The sequence below is a fragment of the Micromonospora sp. H33 genome (assembly GCF_052068455.1).
In the GTDB taxonomy this organism is placed as follows: domain Bacteria; phylum Actinomycetota; class Actinomycetes; order Mycobacteriales; family Micromonosporaceae; genus Micromonospora.
The window spans coordinates 73,220-94,684 of sequence record NZ_JBQHDE010000017.1 but is presented as its reverse complement, the minus strand read 5'-3'; the positions used below and the strand labels follow the sequence as shown (position 1 = coordinate 94,684).

Genomic DNA, 21,465 nt, shown 5'->3' with positions numbered 1-21,465 from the left:
CCGCCACGACGCCGCCTGGCAGGCAAGCCGGACGGCGTGTCACCCAACACCGCAAACGTTCGTGGTCACAGCACTAGGTTGCCGGGGTGACGGATCTTGAGCGGGGCATCTATGAGCACCTGATCACGCGCGACGTCGCCGAGCGACTGCAGCATGTTGACCCCGCCCTTATCCAGCGCGAGAAGCTCGACCCGGCCGACGCTCACGAGACTATCGCCCGCCACATCGCCACCCTGGCCCGTCGCGCCCTGCACGCCGTCCCTGGCGGCGACGACAAGCTCGCCCGCCAGGTCGAGCTGGCCAACCGCATCGCCGACGCCATCGCCACCATGAGCCCCCAGGCGGCAACAGCACATGACCAGGTGACCGACGCCAAGCACCTCCTGCACGCCATCGCCGCCCCGCCGACCCCGCCCGCGCAGCCCACCTTCCCGCCGCGCCCGACCACCCCACTCTCCACCGGTGCCCTGCTGGTCAACGGCCGTCACCAGCCGCGTATCGGCCACGAGATCACCCACGAGATGGCCTCCGCCGACCAGATCGACCTGCTCTGCGCGTTCATCAAGTGGCACGGCCTGCGCATCGTCGAGCCTGCGATCCGCGACCTGATCGCCCGCGGCGGCCGGCTGCGGGTCATCACCACGACATACCTGGGCGCGACCGACCAGCGGGCCCTCAACCGACTCGCCGAACTCGGCGCCGCCATCAAGGTCTCCTACGAGACCCGCACCACCCGCCTGCACGCCAAGGCGTGGCTGTTCCGCCGCCGCAATGGCACCACGACCGCGTACGTCGGCTCGTCGAACCTGTCCAAGGCCGCGCTGGTCGACGGCGTGGAGTGGAACGTACGGATCTCCAATCTGGAGCAGCCGCACATCATCGACACCTTCACCGCGACGTTCGAGGACTACTGGCACGACCCGGCGTTCGAGGCGTACGACCCGGCGAAGGACGGCGAGCGGCTGCGGCATGCACTGCGCGGAGAGCGCCCCGACGAGTCGCCGACCGAGATCGCCAACCTGGACGTGCGGCCGTACCCGTATCAGGCGGAAATCCTGGCCGACCTGGATGCCGAACGCAAAGTACACGGCCGGCACCGCAACCTGGTGGTGATGGCCACGGGCACCGGCAAGACGGTGGTCGCGGCGCTCGACTACCGCCGGCTCCACAAGGCGGGAGAGGTCGACTCGCTGCTCTTCGTCGCCCATCAGGAGCAGATCCTGCGGCAGAGCCTGTCGACGTTCCGGCAGGTGATGGGGGACGGCAGCTTCGGTGAGACGCTCGTCGGTGGCAAGGAGCCGCAGCACTGGCGGCACGTCTTCGCCTCCATCCAGTCGCTGCACCGGCGGGAGATCGACCCCGAGGCGTACGACATGGTGATCGTCGACGAGTTCCACCATGCGGAGGCGCCGACGTACGCGCGACTCCTCGAGCGGCTGCGGCCGCGCGTACTCCTGGGGTTGACCGCGACCCCCGACCGCAGCGACGGCGGCGATGTGCGGCGGTGGTTCGGCGGCCGCGCTGCCGTTGAGCTGCACCTGTGGGAGGCCCTAGAGCGGCAGTTGCTGGCGCCGTTCCAGTACTTCGGGCTGCACGACGACGTCGACCTGTCACAGCTGCGGTGGAAGCGTGGGCAGGGGTACGACCCGGCAGAGCTGGACGGCGTCTACACCGGCAATCACGCGCGGGCGCGGATGGTGTTGCGGGCCGTACGGGACACGGTCGACGTGGCGCGGATGCGGACGCTGGGATTCTGCGTGAGCATCGGGCACGCCGAGTTCATGGCGGACTGGTTCACCAAGCACGGCGTGCCGTCGGCGGCGATCACGTCTCGAGTCGACCCCGCCGGGCGGCAGGCCCTCATCAAGGACTTCAGAGACGGCGCGCTGCGGGTGCTCTTCACCGTCGACCTGTTCAACGAGGGTGTTGACCTGCCGATGGTCGACACGATCCTGATGTTGCGGCCAACCGAGAGCGCCACGATCTTCCTGCAGCAGCTCGGCCGCGGCCTCCGCCTGGACGACGACAAGCCCTGCCTGACCGTGCTCGACTTCATCGGCGGGCAGCACGCAAACTTCCGCTTCGACCTGCGCTGGCGGGCCCTGACCGGGGTGAGCCGGCGGGCGATCACCGAAGCGGTACGCGATGACTTCCCGTCCCTGCCGAGCGGCTGCCACATCCAGCTTGACCGGGTGGCGAAGGACATCGTGCTACGCAACCTGCGCTCGGCGCTGCCCACGTCGAAGCCCGGCCTCGTAGCAGAGCTGCGGCTGCTCGGAGACGTAAGCCTGAGCGAGTTCCTGCGCGAGGCCGGCGTGGAGATCGAAGACATCTACCGCTCGGCGAGCATCGGCGGGTGGACCGGGCTGCGGCGCCTGGCGGGCATCGACACCTCGATCGCCGGGCCGGACGACCGCGAGCTCGGCCGGGCCATTGGGAGGATGCTGCACATCGACGACGTCGGCCGTCTGGACCTGCTGGCTCGGGTCGCCGGCGGTAAGCACCCCGGAGGCGGACGGCTGCTGGACATGCTGCACTTCGGCCTGTGGGGGCCGTCGGTGCCGCTCACCGAGCGCGACGCCCGGCTGAAGCGGCTCTGGGCTGAGCCGGCGCGTTGTGCCGAACTGCGGCAGCTCGCCGAGGTGCTGCGGGACCGAATCCACCGGGTGACGGTGGCGCCGCCGTCGGACCGGGTGCCACTGCGGGTGCACGCCCGCTACAGCCGCAACGAGGCATGCGCGGCCTTCGGGATGGCGAATCCGGGGTCGCTGCGCGAGGGGGTGAAGTGGCTGCCGGACGAGAGGGCTGACCTCTTCTTCGTCACCCTGGTCAAGTCCGAGGAGGGCTACTCCCCCACGACGATGTACGCCGACCGGGCCATCACCGACAGCCTGTTCCAGTGGGAGTCCCAGAGCACCACGTCGTCGGCCTCCGCGACGGGGCAGCGCTACATCCACCACGCCGAGCGCGGGTCGACGGTGCACCTGTTCGTCCGGGAGACCAAGGTCGCCGACCGCGACCTGGGCGCGCCGCCATACCTATACGCGGGGCCAATGACGTACCAGGAGCACAGCGGCGACCGGCCGATGCGCATCCTCTGGCGGCTGCAGCATCCGCTCCCCGCCGACATGTTCGCCGCAGCCCGGGCGATCGCCGCATGAGCACCCGCCAGGAGTGTTGGACCGGCTGACCTCGCTACGCCTGCACCAGCAGAACGCCGCCTCGCGCCGCACGAGCCGCTGCTGGTGCTGCTGGCGCTCGGGCAGCTCACCTGAGGTGGGGGCTCCGCTGGCCGTAGCTACGGGCTGGACTGGGACGGCGAGCGCTATGACCTGCCCAGCACGACCTTCATGCAGACGCAGGATGAACGGTTGCTCGCAATGCCGCTCGTGTAGAAGCGGCGCGGCTGCTACGCCTACGCCACGCTCGCCAGCTCCGGGTCCTGCAACCCTTGGAAGAGATAGACCGTGGCGCCCAGCGTGGCGGCGAAGTTGAGCGGCCGTGCGCCGCTCGGCATCGGCTTCCCCGAGCAGATCACCGGGTTACGGACCGATCAAGGTCTGACCGATGGTCGATTCGCGGAGAAGAACCAGGATTCGTGAAGAAGACCCGGTAGATCCCGTTTCCCACTAAAGTGAGGACTGCTCGGACAATCCCACCCTCCTCGCTGGGCGCGGCCTGGCGTGACTCGTCGAGTGAGGTGTTGGTGCTCTCCTCGTGGGTGACATCCCGGTCCGGCGCGCGACCCCTGGTCGCGGTGTGCGTGATCTTCGCCGCCGCGTCGCTGGTCGCGGTGCCGGCCAGTCTCGACCTCGGCTGGGACGAGGTCGTCTATGTGAGCCAGCACGGCAACCATGCGCCGCCGGCGTTCATGAGCGCACCGCGCGCCCGGGGCGTGACCCTGCTGGTGTGGCCCGTAGCGTCCTGGCTCGATTCCACCGTCGCCCTCCGGCTGTTCCTCACCGTCACCGCGGCGGCGTCGCTCGGGCTGGCGTTCTGGGTGTGGTCGCGGGTGTCCCGGCGGCCCGGCACCGCCGCGATCGCCGCCGGGCTGTACGCGAGCCTCTGGACCGCCCTGTTCTACGCGAACGCCGCAATGCCCAACCACTACACGGCGATGGCGGCGGTGGCAGCGGTCGGGTGTTTCCTGCTGGCCGTGGCCGAGCCAGCCCGGCCCGGGGCGTACCTCGGGCTCATCGCCGCCCTCGCCGTGGCCGCCCTGATGCGGCCGGCCGACGCCTTCTGGCTCGGGCTCCCGCTGCTCGCCGCCACCGTCGCGGTGCCCGCGTTCCGGCGGTGGCGGCTGACCGCGGCCGTGGTCGCAGGCCTCGTGCTCGGCGGCGCACCGTGGGCGGTCGAGGCCGAGCTGCGCTACGGCGGGCTCCTGGAGCGCATCCGTCAGGCCGGTCACGTGCAGGGCGGCACGAAGCTGCAGTTCTCCCTCGGGCACGTGATCAGCACCCTGGACGGGCCGATCCTGTGCCGCCCGTGCGGCAGCCCCGTGAGGTGGCCGGCGGTGCTGTGGTGGCTGGCGCTGGCGGTGCTGGTGCCATTGGCTGTCCGGGCGGCCCACCGGGCGGGCATGGCACGGACGGCATGGCTGCCATTCGTGATCGCCGCCGCCATGGCCTTCCCCTACCTGTTCCTGATCGGATACTCCGCGCCCCGGTTCCTGCTGCCGACCTACGCCGTTGCCCTGGTCTGCACCATCCCGGGGCTCGCCGCATTGTTCTCCACGGCCGTCGGTCAGCGGCGGCGGATCGTCGCCGCCGTGGTTGCGTTGGGCTTCGCCGGCCACCTCGCCATCCAGGCCGGCATCCTGCATCACGTCGTGGCGGAGCAGGTCCGCAGCCGCGGCGACTGGACCCGTCTCGTCCAGACCCTGCGATCGCACGGGGTGCGACCGCCATGCGTGATCTCCGGCCACGAGGCCATCCCGATCGCCTACTACGCGGGGTGCCGGGCGCTGGAAGACCGGGGATACAACCGCAACGCGAGCACCGCGCAGCTGCGGCAGGCCGCGGCGACCGGACGCTTCGCCCTGCTGGTCAAGAACTCCGCCCCGCCGGTCTGGGCCACGGACTGGCACCGGATTCCGGTGCCGAACCTCACCACCTCCGGCTGGGAGGTGTACCTGCCGCAGCGCCCGGCGGCAGCACCGAACTGAGACGGCTGCGCGGCGAGTGCGGGCTGCGGACGGCTGCCGCGCCCGGCACCGCGCTCGTTCGGCATACGCCGGGCGCCGGCGGGTATGCGCGGCGGATGCGCACCGGCGAGGTGACCCGGCTCTACCACCACCAGACGAACCAGTGTCGCGGCGGCCGGCCGCCGGGTGTCCCGGGATTCGTCCCGATGGACCCGAGCAACCGTCCCCAGCCCTTCAAACGCCACCTCGGGGCGCCGGTGCACCCCCTCCCCCGCGACCTGCCGCCGACCGGGGCGCCGGCCGCGGTGACCCTGTCCGGACGGGTACCGCCGAGCGACCCGACCATCGACGGCGAACTCCTCGCCCGGCTGCTGTTCTACTCGGCCGGCGTCACCCGAACGGCCGGAGACAACCTCTGGTTCCGGGCCGCCCCCTCCGCCGGCAACCTCCACCCCCTCGAGGTGTACGCGGTGGCCAGCGAGGTGGCCGGGCTCGACGCCGGGCTGTACCACTTCGCGCCGGAGGTGTTCGGCCTGGAGGCACTCGCGGCCGGGGACCACCGCCGGGCGCTGGCCGACGCCACCGCCGATCCAGACGTCGCGGTCAGCCCGCTCGCCCTCGTCGTCACCGGCCTCCCGTGGCGCACCGCGTGGAAGTACGCCGAACGGGGCTGGCGGCACGTCTACTGGGACGCCGGGACAATGCTGGCGAATCTGCTCGCCGTCGCCGAAGGCCACGGGCTACCCGTGCGGGTACGGCTAGGCTTCGTCGACGCCGCCGTGTCTCGCCTGCTCGGCGTCGACGGCGTGACGGAGTTCCCGGTGGCGGTGATCACCTGCGGCCGGCCCACCGCGGCCGCCGCCGCCGAACCGGTCGAGCTACCTCCGCCGCAGTTCCCGCCGACGCCGCTCTCCCCCGCGCCGGTCGGCTTCCCGCTGGTCATCCGGGTGCAGCAGGCCGGTGAGCTCACCACGGGCGACGACGTGACCGGCTGGCGGGCGGCCGCCGTCGCGGGCCTGCCCCGCGCCACCGATACCGTCGATGCACCGGTTGCGGCCGGCAGCGAGCCGATCGAGTCGGTCATCCTGCGCCGCGGCTCCACCCGGCGCATGCGCCGCCAACTCGCCCCCGCCGAGCTGCTGCACTGGGCGATGGCTGCGGCGACCCGAGCGGTCCCCGCCGACGCAATCCCGACCGGGACCACCCTGCTCTCCCACGAGGTCGCGGTCCACGCGGTGCACGGCAGGGAGCCGGGCCTGTACCAGCAGGTCGACGGCCCGCCGCAGCTGCGCCGGCCGGCGCCGGAGCCCAAGGTACGAACGTTGAGCCAGGGGCTCTGCCTCGACCAGCCGCTCGGCGGCGACTCGGCGTACACCGACTTCGCCTGCGCCGATCTCGACCAGGTGCTCGACGGGTACGGCGAGCGCGGGTACCGGGTCGCCCAGTTCGAGGCGGGGGTGGCCGCCGGCCGCCTGCAACTGGCCGCCTTCACCCTCGGTCACGGCGGCACCGGCCTGACGTTCTGCGACCAGGACGTCTCGGAGGCGTTTGACACCCGTGCGGCCTGCATGCTCGCCATCGCCATCGGGCTACCCGCCTACCGGCCGAAGCCCGGCGGCCCGCCCGGCCGGCCCCGGCGGATCGCCCGCTGACCGGTCCCGCTGGGTGCCGGGTGAGCGCGCGGCGGTGAAAGCGGCCACGGGATCCAGGTACGCCCGGGCGACGAAGCTCATCCACTGATGGACCGCGTCCTCGTTGGGAGCCAGCGGTCCCGGCCGGTAGTGGGGCGAGGAGAGCCCCCGCTGGACCGACTCGCACGCCGCCCAGTCCTGGCGGTTGGTGATGTCCCAGAACGTCACCGCGTACGCCACCTCGGTCGCGTCCTGCGGCACGTACCAGCTGCACTCGACCCGCGTCCGGTCGGGCGCGAGCGGCTCGATCCGGTGCGTCATGACGTAGTCCGGGTGCGCCGAGATCAGCAGGTTGGGGAAGAGGCCGACGTAGCGGACCGTGCGGCGAGGAGCCCCCTCGATGAACCGCCCGCGCGACCGCCCGTCCAACGACATGGTCTCGGCGTGCTCCCGCAGGTCCATCGAGCCGCCGATCCAGGCGCCCGGCAGATCCCAGTTGTCGCCCGACGTCGGCGGCGAGACCCGGCAGAGCTCCGGGTGGATGCGTGGGCAGTGATAGCACTCGTGGTAGTTCTCCACGATCACTTTCCAGTTCGCCGCGACGTCGTACTCGTGCCGGTCGCCGAGGCGCAGGCGCTCGGGCTGGTACGGCGCGATCAGCTCGTCGAGGGCACCGAGGTACTCGGCGAACGGGAGCGCCCCGCCCGCCGCGTTGACGAACACCCAGCCCTGCCACTGCGCCACCGGCAACTCGATCAGGCCGTGGTCCGCGGGATCGAAGGCCGCGACGCCGCTCATGGCGGCCGCCGCGGCGAGGGTGCCGTCCAGCCGGTACGCCCATCCATGGTACGGGCACACGATCGCCGCCCGGTTCGCTGTCTCGCCCGCGGCCAGCAGTTCATGGCCGCGGTGCCGGCACACGTTCGCCAGCGCCCGCACCGTCGCGCCGTCAAAGGTCAACAGCAGCCCCGTGTCGCCCACCGTGACCGCCCGCTGGTTGGCCGCCCCGCCCAGCTCCGACCGCCGGCCGACGCAGACCCATCCTCCGCCGAAGAGGTGCCGGCGTTCCCACGCCAGCACCTCCGGAGAGGTGTACGCACGGGCCGGCAACGTGCGTGACGAGCCGAACGGCAGCGACGCCGCGAGCAGGTCGTCGACCTCCAACGGTGCGGCCGGGCCATCGAAGCGAACAGACACGGGTCCTCCTGCGCTGCGGGCCTTCCCGATCCAACCACCGCCCCGAGGGACTTGTCGACAAGCAGCTCAACCGCCCCTTCGTCGAACTCGATTGAACCCAGCAGCTACCCGACCGGCACCAGCTGCCGGACCAGGGCCTGCATCCGAGTCCGGTCCGCAGCGCTGGAGGACATCTGCGGGAGCCCTGCCGCGGCGGGTGTGCCGAAGAAGCGGTGCAGTACCTCCGCGGCCTGGCGCCCCGTGACGCTGACCGGCCAGTCAGCGACTCGCAGCCCGGCGGCGTAAGCCGCGTGGATGAGCCGCCACAGGTCAACCGCGTCCTTCGAGGCAAACCGTCCGCGGTAGGCAAGCGCCTTCATGCAGAGCGCGGACGCTACGTCCGCAAGCGCGAGGCGCAGGCTGAGATCCCCGCCGTTGGTGAGCTGAACGCGGACGTCCAGCAGCTCGGCGGGCCGGTGCAGGGCGAGTACGAGGCCGGGCACCTCGTCAACCACCAGATCGCCGTGCCGCTGGTTGGGCACCAGCCCGCCCCGGTACGACGGCGCGAGGATGTCGATCACCAGGCTCAGCTGCCCGTGCAGATCGTCGGTGTCGCGCGTGAATCGGTTGGCTGCCTCCCCAGACCGGTAGCCGCGCTCGATGAGGGCGGCTGGCAGACGAGGGTCCGCGATGACGGTGGGCAACGCGGCGAAGTCGGCATCAGCGGTCTCGCGCAGTGGCACCTGCGCAGAGACCCCCGTGCAGCGCGACGAGCAGGGTGACCATGTGCCCACCGACGATCCGCTAATCCAGGCCAAGGGTGGTGGCGATCTGCGCCAGATCGGCAAGCGTCAAAAATCCGGCGTCTGCGGCCCGGCTGGTGGAGACGAGCGAGACAGGTCGGGGCTCGGCCGGGGCCGGACTCGCTGGCGTCGGCCCTGCCATGCCGCGTACCCCCGATCACGGTGATCGCGGCGCAGCACGTCCCACACACGCCGCGCCGCGTCCTCGCTGTCGGAGCCCGGCGAACGCCGCACATCCCAGAGGATCTGGAGCGGGTCGGCAAGGGGAAGACTGGCCGTGGCGGGTACCGCCACACCGGACGGCTGCCACAGACCCGGGTCCCTCGGCACGGTGAATTCGAGCGTTGCCTCCTCCTCGCCGGCGGGGATGAAGCCCGCATCGGCCAGGTTCACGCCGGTGGTGGCATAGAGGATGGCGCGGGTCGGGGCACGCCAGGGAGCGATGATGTCGGCCGCGACATCTCCGGAGACCGCGACGCCATGCGGGTCGGCTGCCGCGACCATCTCGACGACCGTCCGGGCCTGCTCGACCGCTGGCGCCAAGCCATACCAGTACGTGCTGATGCCTCCCGGTCCCGGGTAGTTCCCCAGCCACCACCGGACCGCCTCATCGATGTTCCGGACCGTCCACCCGCTCGACGTGCGCTGCACGACGTCTTGATCGGCAAGCGTGCGCAAGGCCTGGGACACCCGCGGCTGGGAGACGCCCACGAGGACGGCCAGTTCCTGCTGGGTGGCACACGGACGCTGGATCATTCGGCGGACAAGGGTGAACGTGCCCCACGGCACCGGGCCCGGCCTGGCGGATCGCTTAGCCGCTGCTGCCGGAGGCTGCAGTGCGATCCGTTCCCCGCCGATGCGCAGCGCACCGGCAATCTGCTGCCCGCTCTCGACCAACCATGACCAGCCCGCCACTTCGACTGCTTCTCGAACGGCGGGCGTAGCCGCCGGAACGATGATCAGGCAAGGTTCTGGATGACGGCTGGTCAACGCAGCGATGTCGCTAGGACTCAGCGGAGTCGGGGACGCCACGACAGTCAGCGTGGCACGCGCGTCGGCATAGATCAGCTCGACGCGGTCGGCGCCGCGTGGGACGAGCGCGACACCGGCTTCGGTGAGCGCGCGCCAGACAGACGTCGATATAAGCATTATCTAGCATCCATAGATAATACTTATACACCCTGTTGGCCCGGCGAATCAGCCGTTCAGGTACGCGAGCACCGCCAGCACCCGCCGGTTGTCGTCGTCCGACGGCGGCATCCCCAGCTTGCTGAAGATGCTGTTGATGTGCTTGCTGACCGCCTTCTCCGTCACGAACAGCCGCCCCGCGATCGCCGCATTCGACCGCCCCTCCGCCATCAACCCCAACACCTCCCGCTCCCGAGCGGTCAACTCCCCCAACCGCTGCGCCCCAGCGTTCCGCGCCAACAGCTGAGACACCACCTCCGGATCCATCACCATGCCGCCTTCAGAAACCCGGCGCACCGCGTCGATGAACTGGCCGACGTTCGACACCCGGTCCTTGAGCAGGTAACCAACTCCCCCACCGCGATCCGCGAGCAGCTCCCGCGCATACAGCTGCTCGACGTGCTGCGACAGCACGAGAATCGGCAGGCCGGGCAGCTGCGTCCGGGCCGCGAGCGCCGCCTGCAGGCCCTCATCGGTGAAGGTCGGCGGCAGGCGTACGTCGAGCACGGCGACGTCGGGCCTGTGTCGGGTGAGTGCCGGCAGCACGGAGGGCCCGTCGGCGACCGCCTCGACCACCGTGAAGCCGTACGCGTCGAGGATGCGCGTCAGCCCGTCCCGGAGGAGGGCGAGATCCTCCGCGATGACAACCCGCACGGCAGCTCCATGGTCACGACGGTCGGTCCGCCGGGCGGACTCGTGACGGTCATCGTGCCATCGAACGCTGCCAGCCGGCGTCGCACACCCGCCAGGCCGGTGCCCGCATCCAGCGAAGCGCCGCCGCGCCCGTCGTCGCCGACCTCCATGCGCAGCGCACCGCCCGAATAACCCAACCGGACCCAGGCCCGCGAGGCAGCACTGTGCTTGCTGACATTCGTCAGCAGCTCGGCCACCGCGAAGTACGCCGCGGATTCGACCGCAGCCGGCGGGCTGCCGGGCAGGTCCAGGTCGACCTCCACGGGCGGCGAGACGGTGAGGGCGAGGGCCTGCACCGCGCCGTCCAGGCCCCGCTCCGCGAGCACCGGCGGGTAGATACCGCGTACGAGATCGCGCAGCTCGACCAGCGCCTGGCCGCTGGCCTCCTGCGCCTCGCTGAGCAGCCGCGCCGCCCTCGCCGGGTCGTCGGCCAGGAGTTCTTCGGCCAGGCCGATGCTCATCCGCAGCGCGACCAGCCGGGCCTGTGCGCCGTCGTGCAGGTCGCGTTCGATCCGGCGCAGCTCGGCGGCCTGCGTGTCGATGGTGTCGGCGCGGGTGGCGGCGAGGTGCTGTACGCGCAGCGCCAGCTCCTGCGCCTGCGTGGGCGCGAGGAAGAAGCCGGCGAAGCGGAAGTGCAGCCACACCAGCCACGGCGCGACGGCCAGCCCGCCGAACAGGAGCAGCCAGCCCTGCGGCATGGACAGCCACGCCTCGACGAAGTTGTCCATCGGCCAGAAGACGCCGTAGCCGTACCAGTCGATGGTCAGGTACAGCAGCAGCGGCACCAGCAGGACGCCCTCGAGGCCGTACACCGGCAGCACGAACGCCAGCAGGCACGCGCCGCCGGTGAGCGCGCCCGGGACCAGCCAGGCGAAGTCCCGCCACGTCGCCGCGTCCGAGACCACCCATCGGAACCGCTTCCAGGTACCCAGCGAAGCGTCAGCAGGGACCGGCTGGTACGGCGACGCGATGGGCGCCCGGCTCCAGCGACTCAGCCGGCGTTGCAGCCCCACCGACAGCCGCACCAGCACGGTCACCGCCGGGAAGAGCGCGAACCCGATGCCGAGCACGGGGATGAGCGCGAGCGACACCACCGACAGTACGAACAGCACCACGTTGGTGGTGAGGCTCAGCAGCGCCACGGCCAGGCCCTGCACGGCGGCGAGCGCACCGGGCCGGACCCACTGCCACACCACGGCACGTACGGAGCTGTCCACGGCGCCCATTCTCCGCCACCGCCGACCCCGGATTCGGTGGTGCTACCACCACCTCCGTTCGGGACCTGACACCCCTGCCTTTGACCGGGAACCGCCGAAGGATCAACGGCATGACCAGTCACAACGAACCCCGGCACCGACTGGCCGGCCTCGCGCCCGGCCGCCGCAGCAAGTACGCGCTGCTCGTCTTCTGGCTCGTCCTCATCGCGGCGGCCGGGCCCCTCGCCATCAAGCTGACCGAGGTGCAGGACAACGACAGCCTCGGCGCGCTGCCCGCCACCGCCGAGGCCAGTCGGGCGGTGGAGCGTGCGGAGGAGGCGTTCCCGGACTCGCAGAAGCCCCTGGCCGTCGCCGTCTACGTCCGCGAGAGCGGGCTCACCGACGCCGACCACGCGAAGGTCGACGCCGACCGCGCGGCCTTCGCCCGGTACGCCGACGGCGGCCAGCTGCCCCCGCCGGTCCCCAGCGAGGACGGGCAGGCGCTACTGCTCTCCTTCCCCGTCGCCGGCGACGCCGACCAGCGGGCGGAGGCGGTGGCGGACATCAAGGGCCACCTAGAGAACGCACCGACCGAACTGCGGACCGCGCTGACCGGCCCGGCCGGCGCGGAGGACGACGTCTTCGACGCGTTCGCCGGCATGGACACGACACTGCTGCTGGCGACCGCGGCGACCGTCGCGTTGCTGCTGCTCGTCACGTACCGCAGCCCGGCTCTGTGGTTGATCCCGCTCATCACGGTCGCGCTGGCCAACCAGCTCGCCAGCGCGGTGGTGTACCTGCTGGCCCGGCACGCCGGGCTGGCCGTGGACTTCCAGAGCCAGAGCATCCTGACCGTACTCGTCTTCGGGGTCGGCGTGGACTACGCGCTGCTGCTCATCGCCCGCTACCGGGAGGAGCTGCGCCGGCACGCCGACCGGCACGCGGCCATGGCCGTCGCGCTGCGGCGGTCGATCGGCGCGATCGGCGCCTCGGCGGCGACCGTCGCGATCGGCCTGCTGTGCCTGCTCGCCGCGGACCTGCCGTCCACCCGGGGGCTCGGCCCGGTCGGCGCGGTCGGGATCGCCGCGGCGTTCCTCGCCATGACCACGCTGCTGCCGGCCGTGCTGGTCATCTTCGGGCGGTGGCTGTTCTGGCCGTTCGTGCCGCAGTACTCGCCCGACGCGGTCGGGCTCGACGTGGCGGCTGAGCACGGGGTGTGGCGCCGGATCGCCGGGTTCGTCGGGCGGCGACCCCGCCCGGTGTGGCTGGGAACGGCGACGGTGCTGGTGGCCCTGACGTTCGGCATCGGCAACCTGAGCATCGGCATGCCGGGCGACGAGTCCTTCACCAAGGAGGTCGGCTCGGTGACCGGCCAGCGGATGATCGAGGCGCACTACGCGAGCGGAACGGTGTCACCCGCCGAGATCCTGGCCGCCGCCGATTCGGCCGACCAGGTGGTGGCCGCCGCCCGTACCGTGCCGGGGGTGGCCGAGGTCGGCGCGCCGGAAGCCTCTCCGGACGGCCGGTGGGTACGCGTTGCCGCGGTCCTGGCCCACACGCCGGACAGCGACGCGGCGCTGGCCACCGTCGAGCGGCTCCGCGCCGCGGTGCACGCCGTGCCGGGGGCGCAGGCGCTGGTGGGCGGGGACACGGCGTACCTGATCGACGAGGAGCGGACGGTCGGCCGGGACAATCGGGTGGTGGTGCCGCTGGTGCTGGCGGTCGTCTTCGTCATCCTGGTGCTGCTGCTGCGGGCACTGGTCGCGCCGCTGCTGTTGCTGGCGAGCGTGGTGCTGTCCTACGTCGCCGCGATGGGCGCGGCCGGGCTGGTCCTCGACGCGATGGGCTACCCGAAGCTGTTCGTCGGGATCCCGTTGCAGACGTTCCTGTTCCTCGTCGCCCTCGGCGTGGACTACACCATCTTCCTCGCCACGCGGGCGCGGGAGGAGACGGCGCGGCTCGGGCATCGGCACGGTGTGCTGCACGCGCTGACCGTGACCGGCGGAGTGATCACCAGCGCGGGCGTGGTGCTGGCCGCCACGTTCGGCGCGCTGAGCGTCCTGCCGCTGGTGCCGTCCGTACAGACGGCGGTCATCATCGGCGTCGGGGTGCTACTGGACACGTTCCTCATCCGCAGCCTGCTCGTCCCGGCGCTGGCGCTGGACCTCGGCCCCCGCACCTGGTGGCCGAGCGCCCTGGCGCGGCCGGCGTTCCGGCCGGTCGCCGCCCCGCCGGTCGAGCGGATTCCGGTGGGGCCGTAGGAGCCCGGCTGCGGGAGAACTCATGGGCGCCGGCCGTACCCCGACGGTACGGCCGGCGCCGCACGTTGCCCACCGGTCGCCGCCTGATCGCGGACAGCCCTGATCAGGCAGCGTCCGCCGGCGGTGTGAAACGCACGTCGAGCTTCAGGTCGAAGGCTCGGGCCAGCCGCTCCAGGACCGGCAGAGTAGGGACAGTGCCCCCGGCCTCGAACCGGGCGACGGCGGACTGGGTCATGCCGGCAGCTCGGGCGAGTTGTGCCTGGCTCCAGCCGTGGCGCTCCCGTAGATGCCGGACCTCCTCACCGAGTTCGAAGGCGATCCGGGCAGCCTCGTACGCTTCCGTAGCCCCCGGCTCCGCCATCCGGCGATCACGCAGGTCATTCCAATCGACCCGGTCGGTCATCGCTCTGCCCCCTCCTTCACGGTGTGCCGCTCCGCCACACATCGGTCGAGCGCCCGGCGCGCCGAGGTGCACCCCTCGGCTAGCAAGGAGATCGATATAGAAGGCCGCTCGCGCGAAGTCAGTGCTCGGTAGTCCCCTCCAACCAATCTCGGACTTCTGGTTCCAGCTCAACGCTACCCCAGGTCATAGCATCGATGCTATAACCTGACGGATCCTCCACGGGGAGCCTCGTCCCGCGTGTCTCGCTGATTCCGGAAATGAGATGAGGCGCCAGCGCACCGGCCGTGCCTCACCACTCCGTCCCGCTCGGCACGTTTGCCGGACGTTCAGGACCGCGCCTCGGGTGCCGCCACCTCAGCCCGGTCCACACCTGCAGGGACCAGCGCGAAGTGAACCGTACGGCCGAACCGGCGCCGCCCGACCCGATGCGCCAGCGGCACGAGCACCCCGTGCAGCAGCGGATACTTCCGACGCAGTGCACGGGCGGCCCCCACATACTCCGGACCCGTCAAGCGCCGCGCCAAAGCCGCCACCCCCGGCCCGGTCGCCACGCCACGCGCCGTCGACGGCGCCACCACCACCGCAGGATTGTGCGCGATCCGCCGCGTCTTCCACGCCCGCTCGAAGCTGCGTACGTACGCCCGATCACCCGCCACCGCGATGCTGACCGGCGTCGCGACCGGCGTGCCGTCCCGGCGGAACGTGGTCAGCGCGACGGTCTTCTGCCGCCCGAACGGCACGAGCGATGACACACGAGTCGGCGCCACGAAACCCAGCACCCAGCCGAGCTCCCGCCACCGCGCCACCAGCGCAGCCGCGGCCACGAGAGCCGACACCGCGATCAACCAGGTCTGCAGATCGCTGCCACCCTCGTTCCGGTCGACGATGTGCGACACGGTGTGTGCGACCGCCCCGACGAGGTACCCGCCAAGAGCGACCGCGAGCCCGTCCGCCCAGATCAGGGCCAGCAGGAGCGTAGCCCCGATACTGAGCTGGAAGGCGCCCACGTCATGGACGAAGTGCCGATGCTCCGGGAAGTTGACCGCCGCGGCGAACCTGTCCGGTGCGACCAACGCCCACACGCCGACCACGACAGCGAGCGCAGCCAGCAGCGCGGCGGGGCCGCGCACGATCCCTCTCATGCCCGGACAACGCGGCAGGCCCCGAGGATGTGACCGAGGGGTGCGGACGCACCACTGGCTGACCCCGACGGACGTCGACCTGCCGCAGCTGTTGCGTTCTGGTGAGCTGCGCAGATATCACAAGCGTCGATTCCTTCTCACCTCTCGGAGGGCCTTGTGTCCGTCGTTCGGTTACCTTCTGCGCCGACCGCACGGGGGCGGCGATGACGTCGACTACTCGCAGACGGAGCGTTCGCTGGTGGCTGCCGGCCGGGGTGGCTGCGGTCCTGCTAATCCCGGCAGCCCCGGCGCCGGCGGCCGGGGAATCCCCGTTGGTCGCGCCGGCGCCGGCCGTGTCGGACAGCCCGCCGACCACCGCGTACCTGCACGATGTGTCACAACCGATCCCCGGGGTGACGGTGACCGGCTCGATCGTCGAGCACCATCGGATTGCCGCACCCGACGGCGCGATGGTGGACAGCTGGATCGTTCGCCCGCCGGTCAGCGAACCGGTCCCGGTGGTGCTCGACGTGACGCCGTACTACGGTGGCGGCTCGCCGGTGCTGGAGGGCGGTCTCCGCCATCTACTCGGCCGGGCTGCGGATGTCCTGGTGCCCCGCGGCTACGCCTACGGCGTCGTGTCGCTGCGCGGCACCGGCAACTCCGAGGGCTGCTTCACCATCGGTGGCCCGACCGAGGCCCGGGACACCGCGGCGGTGATCGAACACTACGGCCATCAGCCATGGTCGAACGGGCGGGTCGGGCTGATGGGCGTCAGCTACGACGGCACCGCACCACAGGACGTGTGGGTGGAAGCGCCACCGTCGCTCAAGACGATCGTGCCGATCAGCGGAATCTCTGACCTGTACAAGTACAACTTCGTCAACGGAGTGCCGATCAACATCCAGGGTTTCGGGTTCAACACCTACTACTGGACCCTGGTGGGGCTCAGTCCGGTCGGCCTGTACACCGGCAGCACCCAACTGCGCGATCCGGTGCACGTACCGGGCGCCGTCGCCGGCGAGGTCTGCTCCGAGCAGGTTTGGGTCCAGGAGGGCGGCGTCACCTCCACCGTCGACGGGAACAAGGACGGGTACTGGCAGTTGCGTGACTTCGGTGCCGAGTTGCGCGCCACGCCGAACCGGCAGCGGGCGAGTGTCTTCTACATCCATGGCCTGCAGGACTGGAACGTGAAGCCGCACAACATGGCCGATTGGCTGGCCGATGTACAACGGACCGGGGTGCCGTTCAAGGCATGGCTGGGCCAGTGGGCGCACGCGTGGCCGGCACGCGCCGACTGGTGGGAGCAGGTGATGGTTGCCTGGTTCGACCAGTTCCTGAAGGAACGCAACACCGGCATCCTCGCCGCGCCGGCCGTCCAGGTTCAGGACGACGCCGGGCGGTGGCGGCACGAGAAGGACTGGCTGCTGGGTGTCCGGGACGCAGTGGAGCTGTACCCGCGCGCCGATGGCAGCCTCCGCACCGCACCAGGCACCGGCTCGGTGCACTACTACGACTACCAGGGTCGGCTCGCCACGGAGGCCGAGGAGTCCAGCAGTGGCCTCGGCGACGGCAAGGTGCTCTTCGCCTCGGCCCCGCTGGACCGCGACATGGTGCTGTCCGGCATGCCCAGGTATCAGGCCACGGTCACCGCCAGCGGCAACCGGGCCAGCCTGGTGCTGTCGCTGATCGAACGGCGGGCCGACGGCACCGAGCGCCCGATCAACTGGGCGGCGCAGAGCCTCAACCACGTGACGGATCCGGCGGCCGGCCGGTTGAGCGTCGCTGGTCTGCCGCAGCGGGTGAGCGTCGACTTCTTCCCGCAGGACACGGTCGTCCAAGCCGGTAGCCGGATCGTGCTGGTGGCGGCCGGTAACAGCGTGGGTGATCAGCCGAGCCTGCAACCGGTGGCCGACGGGTCGACGATCGTGCTGGATCTGGCCGACGCCCGGCTCACCCTCCCGGTCGATACCTCGCTGCGGTTCGAGCGGTCTTGAGCTGTCGTGATGCGGGTAGGGGTCCGGTTCGCCCGGACCCCTACCCGATTCCGAGTCCGCGACTGGCGGTATGACCGACTGGCGGATGGTTGCGAGCGCAGCGGCGTCGAGCGCCTGTTACGCCGCAGGTGGCCTGGGCGATACATCGGTAGGACAGGCTTCCGTCGGTCTTCCTTCCCAGTGAAAGGGGAACCCGCGTGTCCACAAAGACACGAGGCGCCCTTGTCGCGGCCGGTGTCGCGACACTCGCCCTGCTCGTCGCCCTCCCACCGGGCACCGCCGGTGCGGCGACCTCAGCGACCGTCACGGTCGCCACCGTCGATGGCAAGCCCGTGAAGAACGGCAAGGTGTCGACACCGTTGTCGGGTACGGTCCCGGTCGCCGGGACGGCCGATCCCGCAGCCACGACCCCCGCGCCCGCGCCGGCGCCGCTGGTCGCCGATGCCGGCGACAGTCCGTTCGTCGCCGCCGGCGAGCGCGCGGTCCTGCTCGGCTCGGCGTACGGCGGCACCGCCCCGTACCAGTTCTCCTGGTCCAGCCCGGCCGGCAAACTCATCAGCCCCGACGCGTCCAGCACGGAGCTGGACACCACCGGCCTGGCCGCCGGCAGCTACCCGGTGACCCTGACCGTGCGGGACGCCACCGGGGAGTCCACGTCGGACACCGTACGCGTCGTGGTTTACCAGGCCGGCGAGACTACGCTGCTCGACCGGACCGCCAGCGACCTCACCCCAGGGACCGTGGCGACCGGGGAGAAGCTGGAGTTCGGCTTTGCGGTGCCGGCCGGAACCCGGCGGATCACCGTCAAGCTCTCCTTCACCAACCCCGTCAACGACTATGACCTGGAGGTGTACGACCCGACGGGTGCCCGGGTGGCATCGTCCGGCGCCTCGGCCGGCCAGCCGGAGGAGGCGGTCGTCGCCTCGCCCGCGCCCGGTGCCTGGCGGGCGGTCGCGGTCAAGTTCGCCACCGTGCCGCCCGAGCAGGTACGGGTCGTGGTGACCGGCGAGACCGGCGCCGCCGACCCGCGGCCCGAGGTGACCTCCGGCGGGCCGTACGCGTTCGCGACCGGCGCCGAGCAGGCGTTGCGCGGCACGGTCAACGGCGGAGCAGCGCCGGTCGTCGCGGCCTGGGACCTCGACAGCGACGGGGTGTTCGAGACCGCCGGCGCCTCGGTGACCGCGCACCTGCCCGAGGGGCGGCACCTGGTGACGCTGAAGGCCACCGACGCGGCGGGACTCGAGCGGCGGGAGACCACCAGCGTGCTGGTGGCCGATCCGGCGGTGATCGCCACGAAGACCACGCCGCTGACCGTGATCGGCATCGCCGACACCGGCATCAACCCGTATCACCTCGAGTTCTCCGCGCAGACCTACCCGGACCCGGACGTCCTCGCGCTGACCAGGAACTTCACCCGGCACCCCGGCGAGTACGTTCCCGGCTATCCCAAGGACGCCAAGGCGCTGAACATCACGCTCGGCCGGGGCTACTTCCCGCCGGAGGACACCAAGATCTGGTCGGGGAACACCACGATCCAGGCGGGCTCGATGTACTGGATCCCGGGCACGAAGATCATCGGAGCGGTGGACGCCGGTGGCTCGACCGGGGTCACGTCATCCGACGACCCGCATCCGATCCTGGACGACAACGGGCACGGCTCGGGATCCGCGTCGGTCTCCGCCGGCAACCGGTACGGCTACTGCCCGACCTGTCTGCTGGTCGTCGTCGAGGCGCTGGACGAAACCGTCGTGGCCAAACTGCCCTGGGTCGACATCTCCAGCAACTCGTTCGGCTACGTCGGCGGCGCGCCCGTCGGTCCCATCGTGAACGGGCAGGACGTGACCAAGCGGGCGGCCGAGCGCGGCCAGACCACCCTGTTCGCCGCCGGCAACGGGGTCGGCAACGCGTTCGACGTACCGGTGAGCACCTGGCACTCCGACCAGACCGGACCGGACTGGAACATCACCGTCGGAGCGATCCGGCGCGACAACCAGCGGGCGATCGTCGGCGACGGCATCCCGGTACACCTGTCGTCCTGGGGTGATGGCAACCTGCCCTCAGCCTGCCGGACCGGCACCGTGGGCCAGTGCGCCTTCGGCGGCACCTCGGCCGCGACGCCGTACACCGCGGGGGTATTCGGCACGGTGCTCGGCCAGGTGCGGGCCGCTCTCGGCGACGGCGCCGCGGGGCAGCGCCCCGGTCAGGCGGTGGCAGTCGGCGTGCCCCGCGCGGAGAGTGGCTACCTCGCCGACGGCAAGCTGACCCGCGACGAGCTGCGGCAGGCCGTACTCAAGAGCGCCCTGCCGCTCGGGCGGGACAAGACGGGAGCGCCGTACGCGTACCCGCTGACCGCGCCGTACACGGGCGAGCCGAACGTGCTCTTCGAGGGGTACGGGGCGGCCACCCCGGAGGCCGCCCAGCGGGCGGTCACCGTCCTGCTCGGCGAGGCGCAACTGCCGGAGCGGCCGTTCGAGGACCAGTTCTTCGCGTACGACCGGGCCGTGCGGGACACCCTGTGGGGTGGCTTCGACCGAGACGGCGACGGCAAGACCGACTCCTCGGCGCTCGCCAACGGGCTCGGCGTGGACCTCGCCGACGTGGCCACGTCCGCCGGCGCGCTGGCCGTACTGCAGAAGGTCGCGGCGGCCAAGTCGCCCGCGGCACAATCCACGCTCCAGCCGCTCGGTGACAACACCCTGTCGTACTGGCTGCACCGCCGTGTCGCGTCGAAGCCCGGCGTGACCGGCTGCGCGACGACGGACAACGAGCAGTACATGGACCGCGCCGACAGCGCGGGCGACCTGGAACCCTGCTTCGAGTCCCGGGTCACGTCGGTGGTCGCGGCGTTCCGGCCGGTGGGCATCTTCGCCAGTACGGACACCCTCGACGCACCGCTGCCCGCCGAGTCGACGGTCAACGTGGAGCTGTACATCGCCGGTGAAACACCCGCCGTGATCCGGCCGGTCGGCGTACTGATGGCCACCGACCGCGAGATCGGCACGGGCGAAGGGCTGGCCCAGCCGGTGCTCGGCAGCGGGCCGGGCGGCGCAACGTGCGCCACCCTCGGCGAGACCTGCTGGACCCGGTACGCCTACTCGTTCCGCACCAACCGGCCGGCGTTCACCGGGGAGCAGCTCACGTTCCAGGTGCAACTGCTCGGTGCGCGGTCCTGGGCGTTCGGGTTCGAAGGTCAGCACGCGTCCCGCGTACAGATCACGCCCGCGTCGCTGCCGCCGAGCGGGCTGGACTTCGGGGTGACGATCGACTCGCCGGCGGACGGCACGGCGGTGTCCGAGGACGAGACGGTGCGCGCCGGCGGGCGGTACACGTTCCCCGACCTGGGCGAGGACCCGACCGGCGCGGGCGACCACCCGAGCCAGCGCCGGGTCGAGGTATCGGTCGACGACGCGTCGTTCGGCAATCCGGTGGAGGCGGAACTCGACTCGGCGACCGGCACCTGGTCGGTGTCGCTCGGCAAGCTGCCGGTCGGTGAGCACACCGTCTACGCGCGGGCACGCCAGGACAGCACCACGTCGGCGGTGACGGCGAGCACGTTCACGGTCACGCCGAACGCCGTGGTGCAGTGGCAGGTGGTGGACCGCAACGGCGCGGCCGATCCGGCCGGGTGGCGGGCCGCCACGGGCTTGACGGACTGGACCTTCAGCATGGACACCGACGAGTACGGCTCCGGCCGGAAGATGATCCTGGTCCGCTTGGTCGAGCGAGGGATCGAGACGGCACGGGACGTGGTACGGGTCACGATGCATTAGCCCTACGCACCGTCCCTCAAGCGAACCGACCGCAGACGGGACTGGGGAGCCGGCCACCGCGCCGGCTCCCCAGCCGTACC

14 protein-coding genes are annotated in these 21,465 nt (G+C 71.3%); 7 read left to right on the top strand and 7 right to left on the bottom strand.

Annotation, left to right across the window (positions count from 1 at the left end; genetic code table 11):
- The first annotated feature begins 86 nt into the window (after positions 1 to 86).
- From ACTMS0_RS26645 to ACTMS0_RS26630, 4 genes are all read left to right on the top strand, one after another.
- The gene (locus ACTMS0_RS26645; protein WP_441158005.1) at positions 87 to 3,161 is read left to right on the top strand and encodes a DUF3427 domain-containing protein; all 3,075 of its coding nucleotides are present in this window, start codon (positions 87 to 89) and stop codon (positions 3,159 to 3,161) included.
- 306 nt (positions 3,162 to 3,467) lie between these two features.
- Positions 3,468 to 3,602, top strand: a complete 135-nt coding sequence (locus tag ACTMS0_RS26640) for a hypothetical protein (protein ID WP_441158004.1) — start codon at positions 3,468 to 3,470, stop codon at positions 3,600 to 3,602.
- Positions 3,603 to 3,721: 119 nt separating this feature from the next.
- A complete protein-coding gene (locus tag ACTMS0_RS26635; RefSeq protein WP_441158003.1) occupies positions 3,722 to 5,167 on the top strand; it encodes a hypothetical protein in 1,446 nt (481 codons plus the stop codon).
- A 95-nt stretch (positions 5,168 to 5,262) separates the two neighbouring features.
- Entirely contained in the window at positions 5,263 to 6,798 is a 1,536-nt protein-coding gene (locus tag ACTMS0_RS26630) for a SagB family peptide dehydrogenase (RefSeq protein WP_441158002.1), read from the top strand.
- Here ACTMS0_RS26630 and ACTMS0_RS26625 read toward each other — a convergent pair.
- From ACTMS0_RS26625 to ACTMS0_RS26605, 5 genes are all read right to left on the bottom strand, one after another.
- Positions 6,736 to 7,974 (bottom strand): aromatic ring-hydroxylating oxygenase subunit alpha, encoded by a 1,239-nt coding sequence (locus ACTMS0_RS26625; RefSeq protein WP_441158001.1) that lies wholly within the window; start codon positions 7,972 to 7,974, stop codon positions 6,736 to 6,738. The genes ACTMS0_RS26630 and ACTMS0_RS26625 overlap by 63 nt on opposite strands.
- 104 nt (positions 7,975 to 8,078) lie before the next feature.
- Positions 8,079 to 8,696 (bottom strand): hypothetical protein, encoded by a 618-nt coding sequence (locus ACTMS0_RS26620; RefSeq protein WP_441158000.1) that lies wholly within the window; start codon positions 8,694 to 8,696, stop codon positions 8,079 to 8,081.
- Positions 8,697 to 8,804: 108 nt separating this feature from the next.
- On the bottom strand, positions 8,805 to 9,905 hold the full coding sequence (locus tag ACTMS0_RS26615; protein ID WP_441157998.1) for a hypothetical protein: 1,101 nt from the start codon (positions 9,903 to 9,905) through the stop codon (positions 8,805 to 8,807).
- Between the two features lie 48 nt (positions 9,906 to 9,953).
- Positions 9,954 to 10,598 carry a LuxR C-terminal-related transcriptional regulator gene (locus ACTMS0_RS26610; RefSeq protein WP_441157997.1) on the bottom strand — a complete coding sequence of 215 codons (645 nt, stop codon included), beginning with the start codon at positions 10,596 to 10,598 and terminating at the stop codon, positions 9,954 to 9,956.
- Positions 10,550 to 11,863 (bottom strand): histidine kinase, encoded by a 1,314-nt coding sequence (locus tag ACTMS0_RS26605; RefSeq protein ID WP_441157996.1) that lies wholly within the window; start codon positions 11,861 to 11,863, stop codon positions 10,550 to 10,552. The genes ACTMS0_RS26610 and ACTMS0_RS26605 overlap by 49 nt, the downstream gene beginning before the upstream one ends.
- Before the next feature lie 101 nt (positions 11,864 to 11,964).
- On the opposite strand from ACTMS0_RS26605, the gene ACTMS0_RS26600 reads away from it, so the two are divergent.
- Entirely contained in the window at positions 11,965 to 14,094 is a 2,130-nt protein-coding gene (locus ACTMS0_RS26600) for an MMPL family transporter (protein ID WP_441157995.1), read from the top strand.
- Between the two features lie 103 nt (positions 14,095 to 14,197).
- Here ACTMS0_RS26600 and ACTMS0_RS26595 read toward each other — a convergent pair whose 3' ends face one another.
- Complete coding sequence (locus tag ACTMS0_RS26595) at positions 14,198 to 14,497, bottom strand: helix-turn-helix domain-containing protein (protein WP_441157994.1); 300 nt, start codon at positions 14,495 to 14,497, stop codon at positions 14,198 to 14,200.
- 326 nt (positions 14,498 to 14,823) lie between these two features.
- Positions 14,824 to 15,639 (bottom strand): PPOX class F420-dependent oxidoreductase, encoded by an 816-nt coding sequence (locus ACTMS0_RS26590; RefSeq protein WP_441157993.1) that lies wholly within the window; start codon positions 15,637 to 15,639, stop codon positions 14,824 to 14,826.
- Between the two features lie 311 nt (positions 15,640 to 15,950).
- Here ACTMS0_RS26590 and ACTMS0_RS26585 point away from each other — a divergent pair, with 311 nt between their 5' ends.
- Entirely contained in the window at positions 15,951 to 17,615 is a 1,665-nt protein-coding gene (locus ACTMS0_RS26585; protein ID WP_441157992.1) for a CocE/NonD family hydrolase, read from the top strand.
- Positions 17,616 to 17,812: 197 nt separating this feature from the next.
- Complete coding sequence (locus tag ACTMS0_RS26580) at positions 17,813 to 21,385, top strand: S8 family serine peptidase (RefSeq protein ID WP_441157991.1); 3,573 nt, start codon at positions 17,813 to 17,815, stop codon at positions 21,383 to 21,385.
- Positions 21,386 to 21,465 lie beyond the last annotated feature (80 nt).